Origin of the sequence: Thermodesulfovibrio thiophilus DSM 17215 (genome assembly GCF_000423865.1) — a bacterium.
In the GTDB taxonomy this organism is placed as follows: Bacteria; Nitrospirota; Thermodesulfovibrionia; order Thermodesulfovibrionales; family Thermodesulfovibrionaceae; genus Thermodesulfovibrio; species Thermodesulfovibrio thiophilus.
The window spans coordinates 1-15,928 of the sequence record NZ_AUIU01000001.1 but is presented as its reverse complement, the minus strand read 5'-3'; the positions used below and the strand labels follow the sequence as shown (position 1 = coordinate 15,928).

Genomic DNA, 15,928 nt, shown 5'->3' with positions numbered 1-15,928 from the left:
TCCCTGAAAAATGTTTGCAAATCTAATTTATAATGCGAGAATTACAATTGAACCCTATTTTAAAAAATTTTAAAATTAAGTACAGATTTAAAGAAATTCTTGGAATAATTTTTTTAATAATATTCGCTCTGGGATTATATCTTCCTTATATAGAACTAAAAGAATTCCAGGGAGAGGAAGGAAGAAGAGCTCTTGTTGCCCTGCAAATGCTTGAAACCAGAAATTTTTTAATCCCCAATATTTTGGGAGAACCTTATTTCAATAAACCTCCCCTATTTTACTGGCTTCTGGCTTTAGTTTTTTCTATTACTAACAATTGTTCTGAATTCGTAGCAAGAAGTGTTTCTACTGTAATGGCATTAAGTGGAGCTGTTTTTTTAACCTTCATATGGAAAAATATTTTAAAAAATTCCAACATTAAATATTCTTTCTGGAGTCTATTAATTCCTGGACTAATATTTTTAACTGTACCAGAGGTTATAGACAAAGCTATTCGAGCTGAAATAGACCAGACCTACACTTTTATTATTACAGTATCTTTATTTTCCTGGTTTTATTTTTATGAAATTAAAAACAAAAAAAATCTCGGGTTTATTATAAGTGGATTCTTTCTAGGATTGGGGATTCTTTCTAAAACCTTTCAGGCTTTATCCTTTTTTTATCTGGCTATTGTTCCTTACTTTTTATTTCAAAAAAGATGGAAAGAACTTTTGAGTTTACCTCATTTATTGGGAATTGTTACGTATTTATTGGTCTTTCTACTCTGGGCTATACCTGTTAATTTTCAAATTGGATTCATTCCTTTTTTAAAAGCATGGATATCTGAATACCAAACTGCTGCTACAACAGCCGAGGTCCCCTTAATAGATCATTTAAGTAGCTTTACCATAGGGGTGGTAATAGGTTATTCTCCCTGGATTTTTTTTCTTATTTTTTACAAACATAAGGAATTTAAAAATTTTTTAAATCAATATCCTTCTTTAAAAAAAATAGCCTTGTTTTCTTTCTGTCTGTTTGCCTTTTCTTATTTTTTCTATTTTATTTTTGTTGGTTCAAGACTTAGATATATTCTTCCTTCAGCAGGAGGATTTGTCTTTTTAACATGTTTACCTGTTTTCTACTGTTTCATCCATAGTCATAGCTTCTGGAAATCAAGATTTTTTAAAACTTTTTATTATGGAATTATAGGCTTTTTAGTTTTAAGCTGTTGCATTTTGACAATCTATTTAATGGTTGCGAAACCATCACAACATATTCCTGTTTTTTTGATATTTAATCTCTTTTGTCTTTTTATTTTTAGTTTAATTTTTTTTATATCATCAAGACGAAAAAGTTCTTTTACTTTAATTTTTGCATTCTTAATACTGGCAGTATTTTTTGTTAAGCAAATTTATACTTCTTTTTATTATCCCTATCATCAAGCACACTTAAACCATTTTAGAAATGCAAGCTTAGAAATTGGAAATATTATAACTTCCGGTCAAAAAAAAGATAACTCTTTATATATCTGTAAAGAAATGCCTCATCATATTGTTTATTATTTAAAATATCGTTTTCATATTATTGAAAATATAATATATTCAAAATATTGTGATGAATCTTATTTTAAAGATTGGATGTTAGTTCCGAAAGTCTATCAATTATTTTATATAAACACTGAAAACTATAAGGTTTATCAGTTAAAAATAAGAAAAAAAGATTATTTATTGATAAAAAAACAGGGTAATTCATCTTAAATAAGATTTTTGTCTTTTAAAAAGCCTCTTTTTTATATATTTTTCGAAATTTAAAAAATCTTCATTTTTAATATAAGCATAATATTGCTGATAAAGCCTGAAAATAATGTTTCTTTCTTCGGAAGTTTCCAGCGTCCATTCCAAAGACATGGCTAATGTTGACAAATCCTTTAATCTCAATTTTTTATTAAGAGGTTTAAAATAAAACTTTATACCATCTAAATCAAAAATTCTTATTAAAGTTCGTTCTTCATCATACCAGAAATTATTATATTTAGTGTCTCTGAGATATATTCCTTTTTCATGAAGCATAAACAAAAACTTTACAAGTTCATTTAAAAATTTTTTATAGTTGCCATTTTCTTTAAATTCTACAATTTTTCTTTCTGTAATAAATCCGTTTGTTATAAAAGGATATATTGTGCCACCATAAAAACGTTTATTTTTAAGATATGCTTTAAAAGGAAACATATAAAAAACTCCAAGCGGTTTTATGAAAGGCACTTTTAATTCTTCTAAAAAATTAATGATTTTCAGAGTCCTTTTTGAACGATTACAGGTAAACGGCTTAGTAAGGTAGAGTTTTATAAAAATCAAAGGTTCTTGATTATAACAATCAATCAATACAAGATTTAAATTGCTTTTGCCACTTTTAATAATTTCTGGGGAAAAAATTTTGCCAGAAATATCTATTTTATTTAATATTTTTAGTTTATATTCCAGAAAGAATGTTGATAACGCATCTAACATAATTGTCCCAGGTTAATTGTTGTATTGTTTGCGAACAAATGTATGGATCAAAAGAAATATTCATAGCCTGTAAGATTTTATTTCTAAGATCTCCTTTTTCAAGATTTGTTACAAATCCGTTTATCCCTTCTTTTATAAATTCTTTACTGCCATCAAAAATAGATGTAATAACAGGGCTTCCTGATGCAAGAGCTTCTAAAGTAACCATAGCTCCTGGATCATAATAAGTTGGCAGAACTACCAGATCAGAAACCGCATAATATTTTTCTATCTTTCCAATTTTTCCTAAATAAATAATTCTGTTTGTAGATTTTCCGTTTACTCCTGCTATAAGAAGTTTTACATTTTCTGGAAGTTCATTCATTAATCCAAGCAGTAAAGGTAATCCTTTTCGTCTTGGATTATATCCTGTAAAAAGTATTAAATAATCTTCATGAGAAAAACCGAATTCAGTTTTTAAATTTGCCTTATTTTGTTTCAATTCAGGATTAAAACGATTGAAATCCAGTCCTAAATTACATATAAAAGTTTTAGAGTAAGTCTGAGGATAGTATTGAGATATAAGCTCTTTACCCATCCTAAATAAAGCGATAATCTTTTTTGCACTTTCAATTGACTCTTTTTCAACATTCAACAAAAATCTATATCGAGGACGTAAAAAATTTACTTTTTTAACAACAAAATTTTCTGATTTCTGTTCTATCCAGAATCTCTGCAACGGATCACAAAGTATTAAAAGATCAGAACCTGGAAATCTAAAAGGGCTTACAAGGTAATCATAATCAATGATTTTTAAGATTCGCATAGCCTGTTTTAAAAATAACCAGTATTTGAAAATACTTCCCCTGCCCTTTATTTTTATAGGATAAAATGAAATTTTATCTAAGATATCTTGAGGAAAATTTATTTTAGTGGCTATTATACCCACTTCATAACCATAATCCAAGAACTTTGTAGTCAGAATCGCTCCCATAGTTTCAGCTCCACCAAGACCAAATCCTATTTTAGGACGAATAAGAATGATTTTTTTCAATTTTAAATCTCTCCGCCTCTTTTTAAAACTCTGTCTGTATGCCTTTTAATAAGCCTTACTTTTAGGTCTATTAATTTTGCCAGAAATAATGAATTTTTAAACTCATTATTATAATTTTCCCAGAAAATGTTCCAAAAATTTAAAGCTTCATTTTGAAAATAGGTATAAAAAGAAAATTTAAGCTGCGCAAGGTCTTTAATAAAAAAATATTTAGAAAAAAAAGGATTATACTTCACTCGAGATATATCTATAACGATAAGTTGATCAAGATTTTTATTGTAATAAAAATGATTTAAATAACAGTCTTGATGAAAAAGCCCTGTTATATGAAATTCAGCTAAAAACTTAGCAATTTTAGAAATTAAAAATGCGGTTTTTGAAGAATCATTTTGAACTATCTCTAAAAAACCTTCTCCGTTTACTTCTTCAGTTCCTATCATGGCTCTTTTATCTTGTGACATTGTAAAAAATACAGGAACAGAAGTGGGAAAACCTTTGCTCCAGAGTAAAAAAATATTTTCCCACTCTTTTTTAGCTTCTTCTATATGAGCAAGATATTTTTTTATAAAAATTTTAGATCCATTTATTTGATAAGCTGAAACAATCCGATAACGTTTTTTGGTAAAAAAATAATGGTCTTGTTGATTCCAGAGAGCATCAAAAGAAAGAAGTCCTTTTTTCTGAAATAAATCAAAATATTGAAAATTAAATAACACTCCATTCTGATTAATAAACATCCTGTTTTTTATTTTACCAGAAAGATATTATATTAGTTTTTATTTTACCTAACGCACTGTGTAAAAAATAAGTTGAACTTACAACTGTCCCTTCATAAACTTTAGACATTAGGAAAATAAAAACAACGTATTGACAGTATTCTGGCAATACAGGTATCGATTTTATAAATCTAAGAGTTTCATACTTAGGTTAAAAAATAAGTTTAAACATTTATCCGGTTGCAAACTATTTTTATACTGTGTTAGAATTTTTTCTGTGTCGACAACTAACATTATTTTATCCGGTACAGGTGGACAGGGAATAGTTCTTGCAAGCCGAATTATCGCTCAGGTAGCATTCATAAGCGGTTTTGATGTTAAAGAGAGTGAACTTCATGGAATGGCTCAGAGAGGTGGAAGTGTTATCGGTCACGTAAGATTTGGTGATATAGTTTACTCTCCAACTATACCTGCAGGCATGGCTGATATAATGGTTTCTTTTGAAGAACTTGAAGCTTTAAGATATTTATATTTTCTCAAACCTGAAGGCATTATTATCTTAAATAGAAAAAAAGTTATTCCTGCCATGATTCAAGATAATGAATATCCTGACAACGTTGAGTTTTTAATAAAGAAACAAGGATTTAACGTTAAATATATTGATGCAGAAAAAATTGCTAAAAATATCGGTAATCCAAAAGTGGAAAACTCTGTTATTTTAGGATATCTGTCTATTTTTTTACCATTTAAAGAAACAGCATGGCATGAGGTAATTACAAAGTCAGTTCCGCCTAAAACAATTGAACTGAATTTAAAGGCATTTAATAAAGGCAGGAGGTTAGCAGAAGAAAATGCAATTCTGGAACAAAACAGCGGAAACTTTGACAAGACAGCAACTTGAAGAACTGCAACTTGAAAGACTTAAAAAAGTTTTAAAAAGAGTATATCAAAAAGTTCCTCATTATAAAAAGAAATTTCAGGATAGCAATATAAATGTTTCAAATATAAAATCACTCGATGATATTAAAAAGTTTCCATTTACCATAAAAGAAGATCTATTTGTGGACTATCCCTACGGATTATTGGCTGTTTCGCTGGAAAAGGTACTGAGACTCCATACATCAAGTGGAACAACTGGAAAACCCAAAGCAATATTCTTTTCCAGAAGAGATATTAATAACTCTGCAGAGCTTATTGCTCGTTGTCTTGTTATGACAGGTGCTACAAAAGGTGATATTTTACAAAACAGTATGACTTACGGGCTTTTTACAGGTGCATTTGTTATGCATTACGGAGCTGAAAAAGTTGGAATTCTTGTTATTCCTGCTGGACCTGGAAATACAGAAAGACAAATTAGTTTAATGAAAGACTTCGGCACTACAATGTTGCATATAACTCCAAGTTATGCACTCTATATTGCCTCTGTGCTTTATGATAAAGGCATTGATCCCAAAAAGGAGCTTAAATTAAAAAGAGCTTATCTTGGAGCAGAACCATTTTCTGAAGCAACAAGAAAAAAAATTGAAAATATACTCGGAATAGATGTTTATACCTGTTACGGGCTTACAGAAATGAATGGTCCAGGTGTTGGTTTTGAATGTTTATATAAAGATGGATTGCATATCTGGGAAGATAACTTTCTTATGGAAATCATTAATCCTGTAAATGGTGAGACGGTTCCTGAGGGTGAAATTGGAGAACTTGTTTTAACCACACTAAACAGAGAGGCAATGCCTCTTATCAGATACAGGACAAGGGATTTAACAAGAATTATTTCAGAACCCTGTAAATGCGGGAGAACTCATAGAAAAATTGCAAGAATTATTGGTAGATCTGATGATATGTTTATTGTTAAAGGAGTTAATATCTTCCCACAGCAGATTGAACATATATTAATGGGAATAAAAGGAGTTGCACAGAACTATCAGATTGTGCTTGAGGCATATGATGAAATGATAATTAAAGTTGAGATAGACAGAGAGCTATTTGATGGAAAGATTGAAAAACTTATCAGATTAAAAGATGAAATCATAGATAAAATACGTGCTGCTACTTTGGTTAAACCTAAAGTTGAACTGCTTGAGCCTGGAACTCTGCCTGCAAATGAAGGAAAAGCAAAGAGAGTGATCGATAAAAGAACTATTTAGGAGGTTTTAATGAATAAGCTTCATATTATTTCAGTATTTGCTGAAAACAAACCTGGCAGACTTGAAAAAATTACAAATGTTCTTGCTGAAGCAAATATAAATATACTTGCCTTTTCAATTACAAGTACTAATGGTTTCGGAGTAATCAAATTTATGGTTGACAGATGCAAAGAGGCATATCAACTTCTAAAAGAACGAGGATTTACTGTATCCCTCAACGAGGCAATAGGGATTGAGATGAAAGACCAGCCAGGTGGACTTCATGAAGTTGTTAAGGTTCTCTCTTCAAAAGGTATAAATATTGAAAGTGCAGCTGTTTATATTGCAGAGACAAGAAAAAAAGCATATCTTATTGTTGAAGTTGAAAATACTGAGAAGGCTATAGAAAGTCTTAAAGGTGAAAATCTGCGTTTTTTAACTTCAATACAATGAGGTAAATCAAATGATATGGAATAAAGAAGTTGAATGCATGCCTGAAGAACAACTTAGGGCACTTCAGCTTGAAAGGCTGAAACAAACAGTTAAAAGAGCCTATGAAAGAGTTTCATATTACAAAAAAATTTTCGATGAAATAGGCCTCACTCCTGAAGATGTCCGAACCCTTGATGATATTAAAAATATACCATTTACAAGCAAAGCTGATTTGAGGGAAGTTTATCCCTTTGGAATTTTTGCCTCACCATTACGTGATATTATAGAGATTCACATGTCAAGTGGAACAACTGGAAAACCAGTTGTGGCTGGATATACACGTCATGATATAGAGATATGGTCAGAGGTGACAGCAAGGGCTCTTACAATGGCCGGTACAACAAAAGATGATATCATTCAGAATTGCTATGGTTATGGACTTTTTACAGGTGGGTTTGGAGTACATTATGGCGCACAGAAAATTGGGGCAACAGTTGTTCCTGCTAGTGCTGGAAACACAAGAAAACAGATTGAAATAATGAGAGACTTTGGAACTACCATTCTTACCTGCACACCTTCCTATGCTCTTTATCTGGCTGAAGTTGCTCAGGAAATAGGCATACCGCCAACAACTCTTAAGCTTAAAGCCGGCTCTTTCGGTGCTGAGATGTGGACAGAGCAAATGAGGAACGAAATTGAAAAAAGATTTAATATAAATGCTTTTAATATTTATGGGCTTACAGAAATAATTGGCCCAGGGGTTGCACATGAATGTATTGAAAAAAAAGGTTTACATGTCTTTGAAGACCATTTTTTTATGGAAGTTATCCATCCTGATACAGGAGACCCTGTACCGGATGGGAAAAGAGGAGAGCTTGTTCTTACAACGCTTACTCGTGAAGGAATGCCCATGTTAAGGTTTAGAACAAGGGATGTAACTTCAATTATAAAAGAAAAATGCTCATGTGGAAGAACATTTGTCAAAATTGAAAGAATTCGTGGACGAACAGATGATATGATAAAAGTAAGAGGAGTTATGATCTTCCCATATCAGATTGAAAAAGCTATATTAGAAGTTCAAGGTGTTGAACCACACTATCAAATTGTTATTACAAGACCGCAATATCTTGATGAAATAGAAGTAATGGTCGAGGTCTCAAAGGATACTTTTTCAGATGAAGTAAGACATATTGAAAATCTCAGAAAAAAGCTCGAAAAACGCATCGAAGAAACTATCGGATTAAGAGTTAAAGTAACTCTTATTGAGCCAAAAAGTCTTCCAAGAAGTGAAGGAAAGGCAAAAAGAATAATTGACAAAAGAACTCTGATAGATTAGGAGGCAAACCATGAAAATAAAACAGATTTCTATTTTTCTGGAAAACAAAAGAGGAAGACTTTATGAAGCATTAAACGCACTCGCAGAGGAAGAGATAAATATAAGAGCGCTCTCGATTGCTGATACATCTGAATTTGGAATTTTAAGAATAATAGTTACAGATCCTGAAAAAGCAAAAGAGATTCTTGAAAAAAACGAGTTTACTGTTAAGCTTACGAATGTAGTGGCAATGGCAGTAAACGATAAACCTGGTGGATTGGCTGAAGCATTGAAGTATCTTTATGATGCAAACATAAATATTGAATATATTTACGCTTTTGTTGAAAAATCAGGACAAAAAGCAGTGGTTGTCCTGAGAACTGAAAATCTTGATAAAACAATAGTTGTTTTGCAGGAAAATGGGATTACTCTTTTAACATGGGAGAATGTTTTAGCTCTTTAGTTTTCGGCTAACTAAAACGCATGGTCTCTTAGCTATTACAACATTGACTCCTGAACTTTCCAGTCCTTTTTTTATAGTTTCAAAAGCTGACTTTTTATTGTATGGATCAATCAATTCAACAGAATCTACACCGCAGGCTTTACAAAGTTCCACAAGATCCAGTTTTTTTGTCTCCTCTCCCTTCACAGTAATACCAATTGAAGGTGTCGGTTGATGCCCTGTCATTGCCACTGCTGAGTTATCAAGAATACAAACAAGGATATTAGCTTTATTATAAACTGCATTTATCAATGCAGGTATTCCAGAATGAATAAAGGTTGAATCTCCTATAACTGCAACAACCTTTTTAATTCCCTGTGATGAAATACCAGCTGCCTTACTTATGCTAGCTCCCATACAAAGACATGTATCAATTGCTTTAAGCGGAGGATTGGCACCGAGAGTGTAACATCCTATGTCTCCTGCAACAAATGTGGGATTTGCTTCATTTAATGCTTTGTAAAACTCTCTGTGAGGGCATCCTTGACACAACATGGGAGGTCTCGGTATGAGTAAAATATCCTTTTTTACAGGAAAATTAATTTTCCCAAACAACTTCAGTACAGGTTCAGCCCCAAGCTCTCCCTCAAGAGGTAAGTCTCTTGAAAGTTTTCCTTTTATTTTTATGTTGTACTTCCTTACTAAATTTTCAACAAAAGGATATCCTTCTTCAAGGACCACTATTTCATCCAGGTTTTTAATAAACTTATAAATCAAAGCTTCATCTACAGGATAAGCAGAAATTTTAAGGATTGGAAAGTCTTCACCTATCTCTTTTGCATAGTTATAGGTAATGCCACACGCAATTATACCAACTTTACCATTACCAGAAAAAATTTTATTAAACTCATATTTTTCAATAAGTTTTTTAATTTTTTCCTGTTTTTTATTCAGTTCACAGTGAAGTCTCACTACATTTTTAGGAATTGCAAGAAGTCGTTCAGGATTCTTATTCAGGTTTATCTCTTTTTCAGCTTTAATTTTGCCTAAAGAAACAGGACTCAAACAATGAAGAAGCCTCGTGATACTTCTAATCATTATTGGAAGCTCCAATTCTTCAGATATATCAAAAGCTACATATGCCATATCTTTAGCTTCCTTGGCATCTGATGGTTCAAGGCATGCAATTTTGGCGAATGAGGCATAAAAGCGTGAATCCTGTTCATTCTGTGAAGAATAAGCACCAGGATCATCTCCAACTGCTAGCACAAAACCACCTTTTACTCCAAGATAAGCTGATGTCATAAATGGATCCGATGCCACATTAAGTCCCACATGTTTCATTGAACATAATACTCTTCTTCCAGTTAAAGAAACTCCATAAGCTACTTCGTACGCAACTTTTTCATTCACAGACCATTCTGCTTTTATTGAAGAATTTTTAGCAACATATTCAAGAATTTGAGTTGCAGGAGTTCCTGGATAAGAAGCTGCGTAAGAAATGCCTGCTTCAATTGCTCCTCGGGCAATAGCATCGCATCCTAACATCAGAACTTTTTCCATTTTACCTCCAATTAACAAATCAGTTTTTAATATAACATATATGAAATATAGCAATAAAGTTTAATAGTATTGATTGATCCAATGCGTTCAATTTTTGCTGGGGGTTGAAAAGCTCTGCTACTCAAACTGGAAAATTACTAATTTATTGTTTTCTAATCATATACGATAACTCAAGAAAAAAGTTAGTATTTACTCTATTGCAAAATTAAGGTAACTATGTAACTTTTCTCTTTTGCCCTATATTTTATTTTAAAACCTTCCTTTTTCGCAAAAGTTTCTGTTATTTTAAGTCCAATCCCTGAACTTTTATCTGTCTGAGCTATGTCGTTTCTAATTGCAAGCATTTTTTTTGTAAGCCTGATATGAATTCTTTCATCTGAATACTTAAAAGCATTTTCAAGAAGAAAAAAAACAATGTTATCAATGTTCTGTTTATTAGCATAAATATAGACATCTTTTAAGTTCTTGATTATGGATTTGTCTGTATTGATAAGTTCTAAATGCTTTTCTATGATTACTTTCAGATTTATTTTTTCTTTCACTATACCAATATTTTTAAAACTTTTTATTGTGTCAACTATTCTGTAAAAATCTTCCTGAAAATAATTATAACTGCTTTCAAGTCGATTAATTGCCTTTTCATCATGTGTTATTTTTAATAATTCAATATTCCCCTTTTGAATAGTAATAAAATTTCCAAATTTATGGGATACTGTTAATAATATAAGTTCCAAGAAGTTTTTATAATCTCTTTCATGCTTCGTAAGTCTATTGATTACTTGATATAAAATAAACATCAAACTTAACACAAGCAAAAATTCCCATAACAAAACTTCTGTAAGAAATTCTTTTATCTGATCCATAAGTTTAATTTTCTCTTGCTCTGTTGTTTTGTCAATACTTTGACTAAAAAGCCTGCCCTGATTTACATCAAGGTAGGTTACCATCATATAGTTTATATAGAAGAGTATTAATGCCAGCACAACTGAAAAAGACACAATTATTTTGATTTGAAACTTCAATTGAGTTTATATCCTTGACCATAATATACCTGAATACTATCAGGTGGCAGTATCTTTCTTAATTGTTTTATATAAGCCCTGACAATTTCTTCACCTACATCTTTATCCTGCCATACATAGTCAAGAATTGTTTCAGTGTCAACCACTTCACCTCTATTCTTAATAAGCAAACAAAGAACATCCCATGCTTTCTGAGAAATTTTTATCTCCTCTTTCCCACTATGAAGAGTTTTTGCATCAAGATTAACTACTATATCACGAATAGTCACGATATTCTCACGATGTCTTCTGTTACATAAAGCTTTTATTCTTAAAACTATCTCTTTGAACTCAAAAGGTTTTATCAGATAATCATCAGCTCCTCTAATAAAACATCGCTCTTTATCTGTAATGCTTCTTTTGGCCGTGATTACAAGTATAGGTGTTTGTATTCCTGCTTTTCTTAAGGCTAAAATTAATTCTTCTCCTGAGCTGAATTTAAGTATAAGGTCCACAACAATGACATCAAATTCGTACTGTTTTATTATTTTTACAATCTGTCTTTCGTCCCATAACCATAATGTTTCAATGCCTTTTATCTGGAGATATTCAGCTAATGTCTCGCCGAGAAGTTTATCATCCTCTATGAGTAAGATTTTCATAATAAGTCTCACCACTTGTGATAAACACATTGTTTAACACAGTATAATGCATTACAAAGACTTCACTCATAGCTTAATACTCTTGGAGTTATAAATATTACAACTTCATAGAGATCTTCGTCTCTTCCACGTGTTGTAAACAGTTCTCCAAGCAAAGGAATATCACCAAGTCCTGGTACTTTTCCTTCTTTAAATGTATCCTTTCTTTTATAAATCCCTCCAATTACCAGTGTTTCACCATCTTTTAAAGATACCTTCGTCACGCTTTCAAGTTTTGTGGTTCTTGGTGCATAAGTTCCACCAATATTTATAAATTCTATGAGGTCTTCCTTAATAACATTGACATCAAGAAGCATTGATTGATCATCAATCATATGAGGAGTGACTTCTACAGTAATTGCAACATCTTTAAACTTTGTTGAAATCTGTCCACTCTGCACATCTTTTTCTCCGTATGGAATTGATTCACCCTGAACTATTTTTGCTTTTTGATTGTTAAGAGTTATTACTTTGGGATCAGATACAATTTTACCCTTTCCAGAATCCTGCAAAGCTGATATTCTGAAATCAAGAGCAAATGTTCCTGCAGCATTTAGATATCCTATTGTTAAAGCAGATGTTCCTGCTCCAACTCTTCCAGATGATGCTGGTAAATTTATTGCAATTGGCGTAGTGCCTCCTGGTATTGTATTGGTAGTACCTGTTGTAGCACCCTGTGATCCAACTATGTTGGTTCTCCAGTCAGATATTCGCCAGTTTATTCCCCAATCAATTCCCAGACTTTTTGAAAAGGAGCTGCTTATCTCAACAATTCTTGATTGTAATAAAATCTGTCTTGTTGGTTTGTCAAGATCTGATATTAATGCTGCTACCTGTTGTAAAACCGATGGAATATCTTTAACAATTACAGTCATTGTTCTTTCATCAGTTGAAATATTTCCTTTTGAAGAGAGGATTTTTGATGATTCTATTGTGCTTTTTACCTTATCAACAGAAGCATACTTAAGAACAAATATGCGAATCTGTTCATCCTCTGCTTTCTTAAAAAGATCCTTGCTTTCTGCTTCAAGCTTTTTTTCTTCCTGAAAAACTTTAATAGGAGCAATTCTTATGATATTACCATCAAAAGTTTTTTCAAGCTGAAATGTTCTGCACATTACATCTAAAGCTTTTGACCAGGGAACATTTATCAGTTTAAGAGTGATTTTACCCTTTACATCTGGATGAATTACCGTATTATATCCTCCAATATCTCCGAGCAATCTGAATACTCCTACAATATCAGCATCTTGAAGATCAAGAGAAATCGTTTTTTCTCCAGAAACTATCTTTTGTATAACTGGTTCTACTGGAGCAATTATTTCGGACTTACCAGGTTTAGTTCCTTTAACTTTTTTTAAATTAAGTATTACCTCATCTCCAAGATATATAGTATCTGCATCAAAATCCTTACCAAAAAAGAAACTCAGTATAAGCTCATTTCCCTGTCTTTTTACTGAAACCGGGATATCCTTAGATGGTTGAGCTTCAAATTTTACATCTTGAAAACTTACATTGATATAATCATCAACTTTAGTTACAGAAGGTTCTGGAAATTCTCCATCTCCCTGAATTGATATTTCAAATCCATCTTCTATTTTATCCATTAATACATCAATAATTCTCCCTGTCCTTATTGCTCCTGTCTCTTTTTGTTGTGGCTGTTGAGGAAAATAAAAAACAAGAGTATCACCTTCCATCTTTATCTCTGGTTTAACAGGTTCAGCCAGAAGAATATTTACATAAGTGTCACTTCCTGTAGTCTGTGCTGACACTTCACTTACACTGCCTTCATGAAAAATGGTTTTTTTATCAAGGACTCCAGGTTTGGTGTTTTTAAATTCAATCTTTATTTTGAATGGATCATCCTGAGGAATTATTGTATATTCAAATTGTTCTGTTAGTTGTATCTTTAACATATCTTTTTCCGGAATAATAGCATTAATTTCTCTTGCTGTAACGTCTTTAGCAATAAAGAATAAAAATATACATAAATAAATACATAAAAAAAGAAAAATTTTATTTATCATTTTTGTCCTCCGGCGAAAGTTTCAAATACTTAACTTTTTTATTGTCTTCTTTAATCTCAATAAGATCTTTTTGTATTTTTATTATGCGTCCTTTATGCATTCCAATTATATCATTTTCTCTAACAATATAAAATCTACCATCTGGCGCTTGAATAAGTGCTAGACTACCTTTTTTATCTCTGGCAATTCCTGTGAGTTTAAGCTCCTCTATATCATAATTTTCCAGCGGAGAAGTACCTTTTAGAAATTGTTGTCTTCTGACAATCAAAGGAGCGAACGGATCTCTTAATTTCTCAGCATCATAGGAATATGTAGGGAAAACAATTTCCACATTTTGTGCCTGAACTGTCTGCTTTTTGACAGGTTTCGAAATTATTACTTCCTTTGTTTGTTTGGTTTCATTAAGTAAAAAATATGCTGTAAACAATATCATTATTAATAAAATAACTATAGCTATAATAAATATATTTTTTTTATTTATCATTTTTTCTTTTGTTGTATTTTTTGTTTTTCTTCGTCTGGTATCAATGAATATGTCACAGCAATCAAGGTTGCATTAAGCATAGTTGGATCTTTATCTCCCCGTCTGATTTCCATTTTTTTTATATTAAGTATTCTTTGTATATTCGTAATGTCAGCAAAAAATATTCCAAATGTATGATATTTTCCACGCATTCCAACTTCCACCGGGATTTCATAAACTTCATTTGATGAATGTATCTGTTTGTCTCTCGGTTTCCAAGAAGTTATAACCAGCCCCTTTTGAAGTCCTATCTCAGAAACTTTTTTCAATACATCAGTAACTTCTGTTTCTTTCGGAAGAAGAGTTTTGAGAAAATCCATCTTTTTTTGAAGCTCGGCATTGAGAAGCTTTAATTCTTCATATTTATTAACAATTAAATTTGCTTTATCTATTTCTTCCTGTAAGCTTGCTTTTTCTTTTTTTAGTTTATTGATGGTGTCTAAGTTAGGCAATAAGTAAACAGAAGTAAATAATACAATCAACATCAGAGGTATGAGCGTCATTAAAAGAATTTTGTTATTTTTTGAAAGACTTTCCCACTCCATTGTTACACCTTTAGCCTGAATTTTACTATAAATCTATATACTGCCTGTTTTTCAAACTCCGTTTGTTGAGACTCTACAAGATAAACATCCTGTAACTCTGGAGTTTCTTTAAGATTCTCCACAAAAGCAACCACATTTAAATTAGAAAATCCAATCCCCTCAACTGTAATTGTTTCATCATAATTAAGTCCAGTAAGCCATACTCCATCGGGAATCTTTTTAACAACAATACTGAGAATATTTACCGGAGCTGACTGCATTCTTTTTAAATTTTCTATTAATTTCGTCTTTGCCTCTATATCTTTATTCATCGCTTCAAATTTTTTAACTTCAGCAATCTTTTTCTGTAGACTTTGAAGGGCTTCTTTCTGTTTGGCTATATCTTTCTGTAGCCCTGACTTGGTAAGCTCGCAATAAATAAATGCTAGAACAAGAATAAATAGAGTTACTCCTGCAGGGATCAGAAGTTTTTTAACAATATCTCCTGACAGATTGAGTTCAAATTTTTTAACTGGTTTTTTTATTTTGCGTTCTGGGAGAAGATTTATTTTTATCACTTTATCTTCTCCGTTCCTCTAAGTGATAATCCCATTGCGATAGATGCTATATGAGCATATTGTTGCATTTTGGAAGAAAATTTTTTATTAATATTGATCCCAAATCCAGCGATAACTTCTATTTGCATTATTTCTAATGTTCTTCAAATCAGATATACACAAGGTTTTGGATATCATGTAAAATATCTTTAAAGTTATCACCTGGAGGGTGAAGATGAAGAAGATCAAAAAGATTAACACCGCCAAGAGAGTCAAGATAATTCTTGAGCAAGACGAAACTCTCGTCAGTCATGGCGGGGGAATCCTCATAGACGAATTTATCCACAGGCTTGGACTGGCAGAGATGATTGATTCCACAGTCAGGGTCAAAGAAAGAGAGCGTGGATACAGGGAGTCTGAGGCAGTACTGGGACTGGCAGTGAGCATGATAACAGGAGGAGGCTGTCTTGATGATCTTG

At 31.9% G+C, this 15,928-nt stretch carries 17 protein-coding genes and 1 pseudogene; 7 read left to right on the top strand and 11 right to left on the bottom strand.

Annotation, left to right across the window (positions count from 1 at the left end; genetic code table 11):
- Window positions 1-32: 32 nt before the first annotated feature.
- Window positions 33-1,736: a glycosyltransferase family 39 protein gene (locus tag G581_RS0100090; protein ID WP_083962501.1), complete on the top strand. Its 1,704-nt coding sequence runs from the start codon at window positions 33-35 to the stop codon at window positions 1,734-1,736.
- On the opposite strand, the gene G581_RS0100085 is transcribed toward G581_RS0100090, so the two are convergent.
- The 3 genes from G581_RS0100085 to G581_RS0100075 are packed head-to-tail and all read right to left on the bottom strand — an operon-like array spanning window position 1,728 to window position 4,256.
- Complete coding sequence (locus G581_RS0100085) at window positions 1,728-2,486, bottom strand: hypothetical protein (RefSeq protein ID WP_028844076.1); 759 nt, start codon at window positions 2,484-2,486, stop codon at window positions 1,728-1,730. The two genes, G581_RS0100090 and G581_RS0100085, sit on opposite strands and share 9 nt — an antisense overlap.
- The gene (locus G581_RS0100080; RefSeq protein ID WP_028844075.1) at window positions 2,449-3,519 is read right to left on the bottom strand and encodes a glycosyltransferase family 4 protein; all 1,071 of its coding nucleotides are present in this window, start codon (window positions 3,517-3,519) and stop codon (window positions 2,449-2,451) included. Before G581_RS0100080 ends, G581_RS0100085 begins: the two co-directional genes overlap by 38 nt.
- Window positions 3,520-3,521: 2 nt before the next feature.
- The gene (locus tag G581_RS0100075; protein ID WP_028844074.1) at window positions 3,522-4,256 is read right to left on the bottom strand and encodes a lipopolysaccharide kinase InaA family protein; all 735 of its coding nucleotides are present in this window, start codon (window positions 4,254-4,256) and stop codon (window positions 3,522-3,524) included.
- A gap of 256 nt (window positions 4,257-4,512) precedes the next feature.
- Here G581_RS0100075 and G581_RS0100070 point away from each other — a divergent pair, with 256 nt between their 5' ends.
- From G581_RS0100070 to G581_RS0100050, 5 genes are read left to right on the top strand one after another with little or no spacing between them, the layout of a single operon-like run.
- Entirely contained in the window at window positions 4,513-5,136 is a 624-nt protein-coding gene (locus tag G581_RS0100070) for an indolepyruvate oxidoreductase subunit beta (RefSeq protein ID WP_028844073.1), read from the top strand.
- Window positions 5,087-6,382, top strand: coding sequence for a phenylacetate--CoA ligase family protein (locus G581_RS0100065; protein ID WP_028844072.1), 1,296 nt, complete (start codon window positions 5,087-5,089; stop codon window positions 6,380-6,382). Before G581_RS0100070 ends, G581_RS0100065 begins: the two co-directional genes overlap by 50 nt.
- Window positions 6,383-6,391: 9 nt before the next feature.
- On the top strand, window positions 6,392-6,814 hold the full coding sequence (locus G581_RS0100060) for an ACT domain-containing protein (RefSeq protein ID WP_028844071.1): 423 nt from the start codon (window positions 6,392-6,394) through the stop codon (window positions 6,812-6,814).
- A gap of 10 nt (window positions 6,815-6,824) precedes the next feature.
- The gene (locus G581_RS0100055; RefSeq protein WP_028844070.1) at window positions 6,825-8,129 is read left to right on the top strand and encodes a phenylacetate--CoA ligase; all 1,305 of its coding nucleotides are present in this window, start codon (window positions 6,825-6,827) and stop codon (window positions 8,127-8,129) included.
- A gap of 10 nt (window positions 8,130-8,139) precedes the next feature.
- A complete protein-coding gene (locus G581_RS0100050) occupies window positions 8,140-8,571 on the top strand; it encodes an ACT domain-containing protein (RefSeq protein WP_028844069.1) in 432 nt (143 codons plus the stop codon).
- On the opposite strand, the gene G581_RS0100045 is transcribed toward G581_RS0100050, so the two are convergent.
- The 8 genes from G581_RS0100045 to G581_RS12290 all read right to left on the bottom strand — a co-directional run bounded on the left by G581_RS0100045 (window position 8,560) and on the right by G581_RS12290 (window position 15,598).
- Window positions 8,560-10,113, bottom strand: coding sequence for a thiamine pyrophosphate-dependent enzyme (locus tag G581_RS0100045; protein ID WP_028844068.1), 1,554 nt, complete (start codon window positions 10,111-10,113; stop codon window positions 8,560-8,562). The genes G581_RS0100050 and G581_RS0100045 overlap by 12 nt on opposite strands.
- 194 nt (window positions 10,114-10,307) lie before the next feature.
- Window positions 10,308-11,135: an ATP-binding protein gene (locus tag G581_RS0100040; RefSeq protein ID WP_028844067.1), complete on the bottom strand. Its 828-nt coding sequence runs from the start codon at window positions 11,133-11,135 to the stop codon at window positions 10,308-10,310.
- On the bottom strand, window positions 11,132-11,776 hold the full coding sequence (locus G581_RS0100035) for a response regulator transcription factor (RefSeq protein ID WP_028844066.1): 645 nt from the start codon (window positions 11,774-11,776) through the stop codon (window positions 11,132-11,134). Before G581_RS0100035 ends, G581_RS0100040 begins: the two co-directional genes overlap by 4 nt.
- Before the next feature lie 62 nt (window positions 11,777-11,838).
- Window positions 11,839-13,845, bottom strand: a complete 2,007-nt coding sequence (gene pilQ / locus G581_RS0100030) for a type IV pilus secretin PilQ (protein ID WP_028844065.1) — start codon at window positions 13,843-13,845, stop codon at window positions 11,839-11,841.
- A complete protein-coding gene (locus tag G581_RS11430) occupies window positions 13,835-14,278 on the bottom strand; it encodes a pilus assembly protein PilP (RefSeq protein ID WP_169368338.1) in 444 nt (147 codons plus the stop codon). Before G581_RS11430 ends, pilQ begins: the two co-directional genes overlap by 11 nt.
- A gap of 47 nt (window positions 14,279-14,325) precedes the next feature.
- On the bottom strand, window positions 14,326-14,913 hold the full coding sequence (locus G581_RS0100020; protein ID WP_028844063.1) for a type IV pilus inner membrane component PilO: 588 nt from the start codon (window positions 14,911-14,913) through the stop codon (window positions 14,326-14,328).
- A gap of 2 nt (window positions 14,914-14,915) precedes the next feature.
- Complete coding sequence (locus G581_RS0100015) at window positions 14,916-15,470, bottom strand: PilN domain-containing protein (RefSeq protein ID WP_028844062.1); 555 nt, start codon at window positions 15,468-15,470, stop codon at window positions 14,916-14,918.
- Window positions 15,467-15,598, bottom strand: coding sequence for a hypothetical protein (locus G581_RS12290; RefSeq protein ID WP_275574432.1), 132 nt, complete (start codon window positions 15,596-15,598; stop codon window positions 15,467-15,469). The genes G581_RS0100015 and G581_RS12290 overlap by 4 nt, the downstream gene beginning before the upstream one ends.
- A gap of 86 nt (window positions 15,599-15,684) precedes the next feature.
- On the opposite strand from G581_RS12290, the pseudogene G581_RS10025 reads away from it, so the two are divergent.
- A pseudogene (locus G581_RS10025) lies at window positions 15,685-15,928 on the top strand (hypothetical protein); the annotation flags it as partial.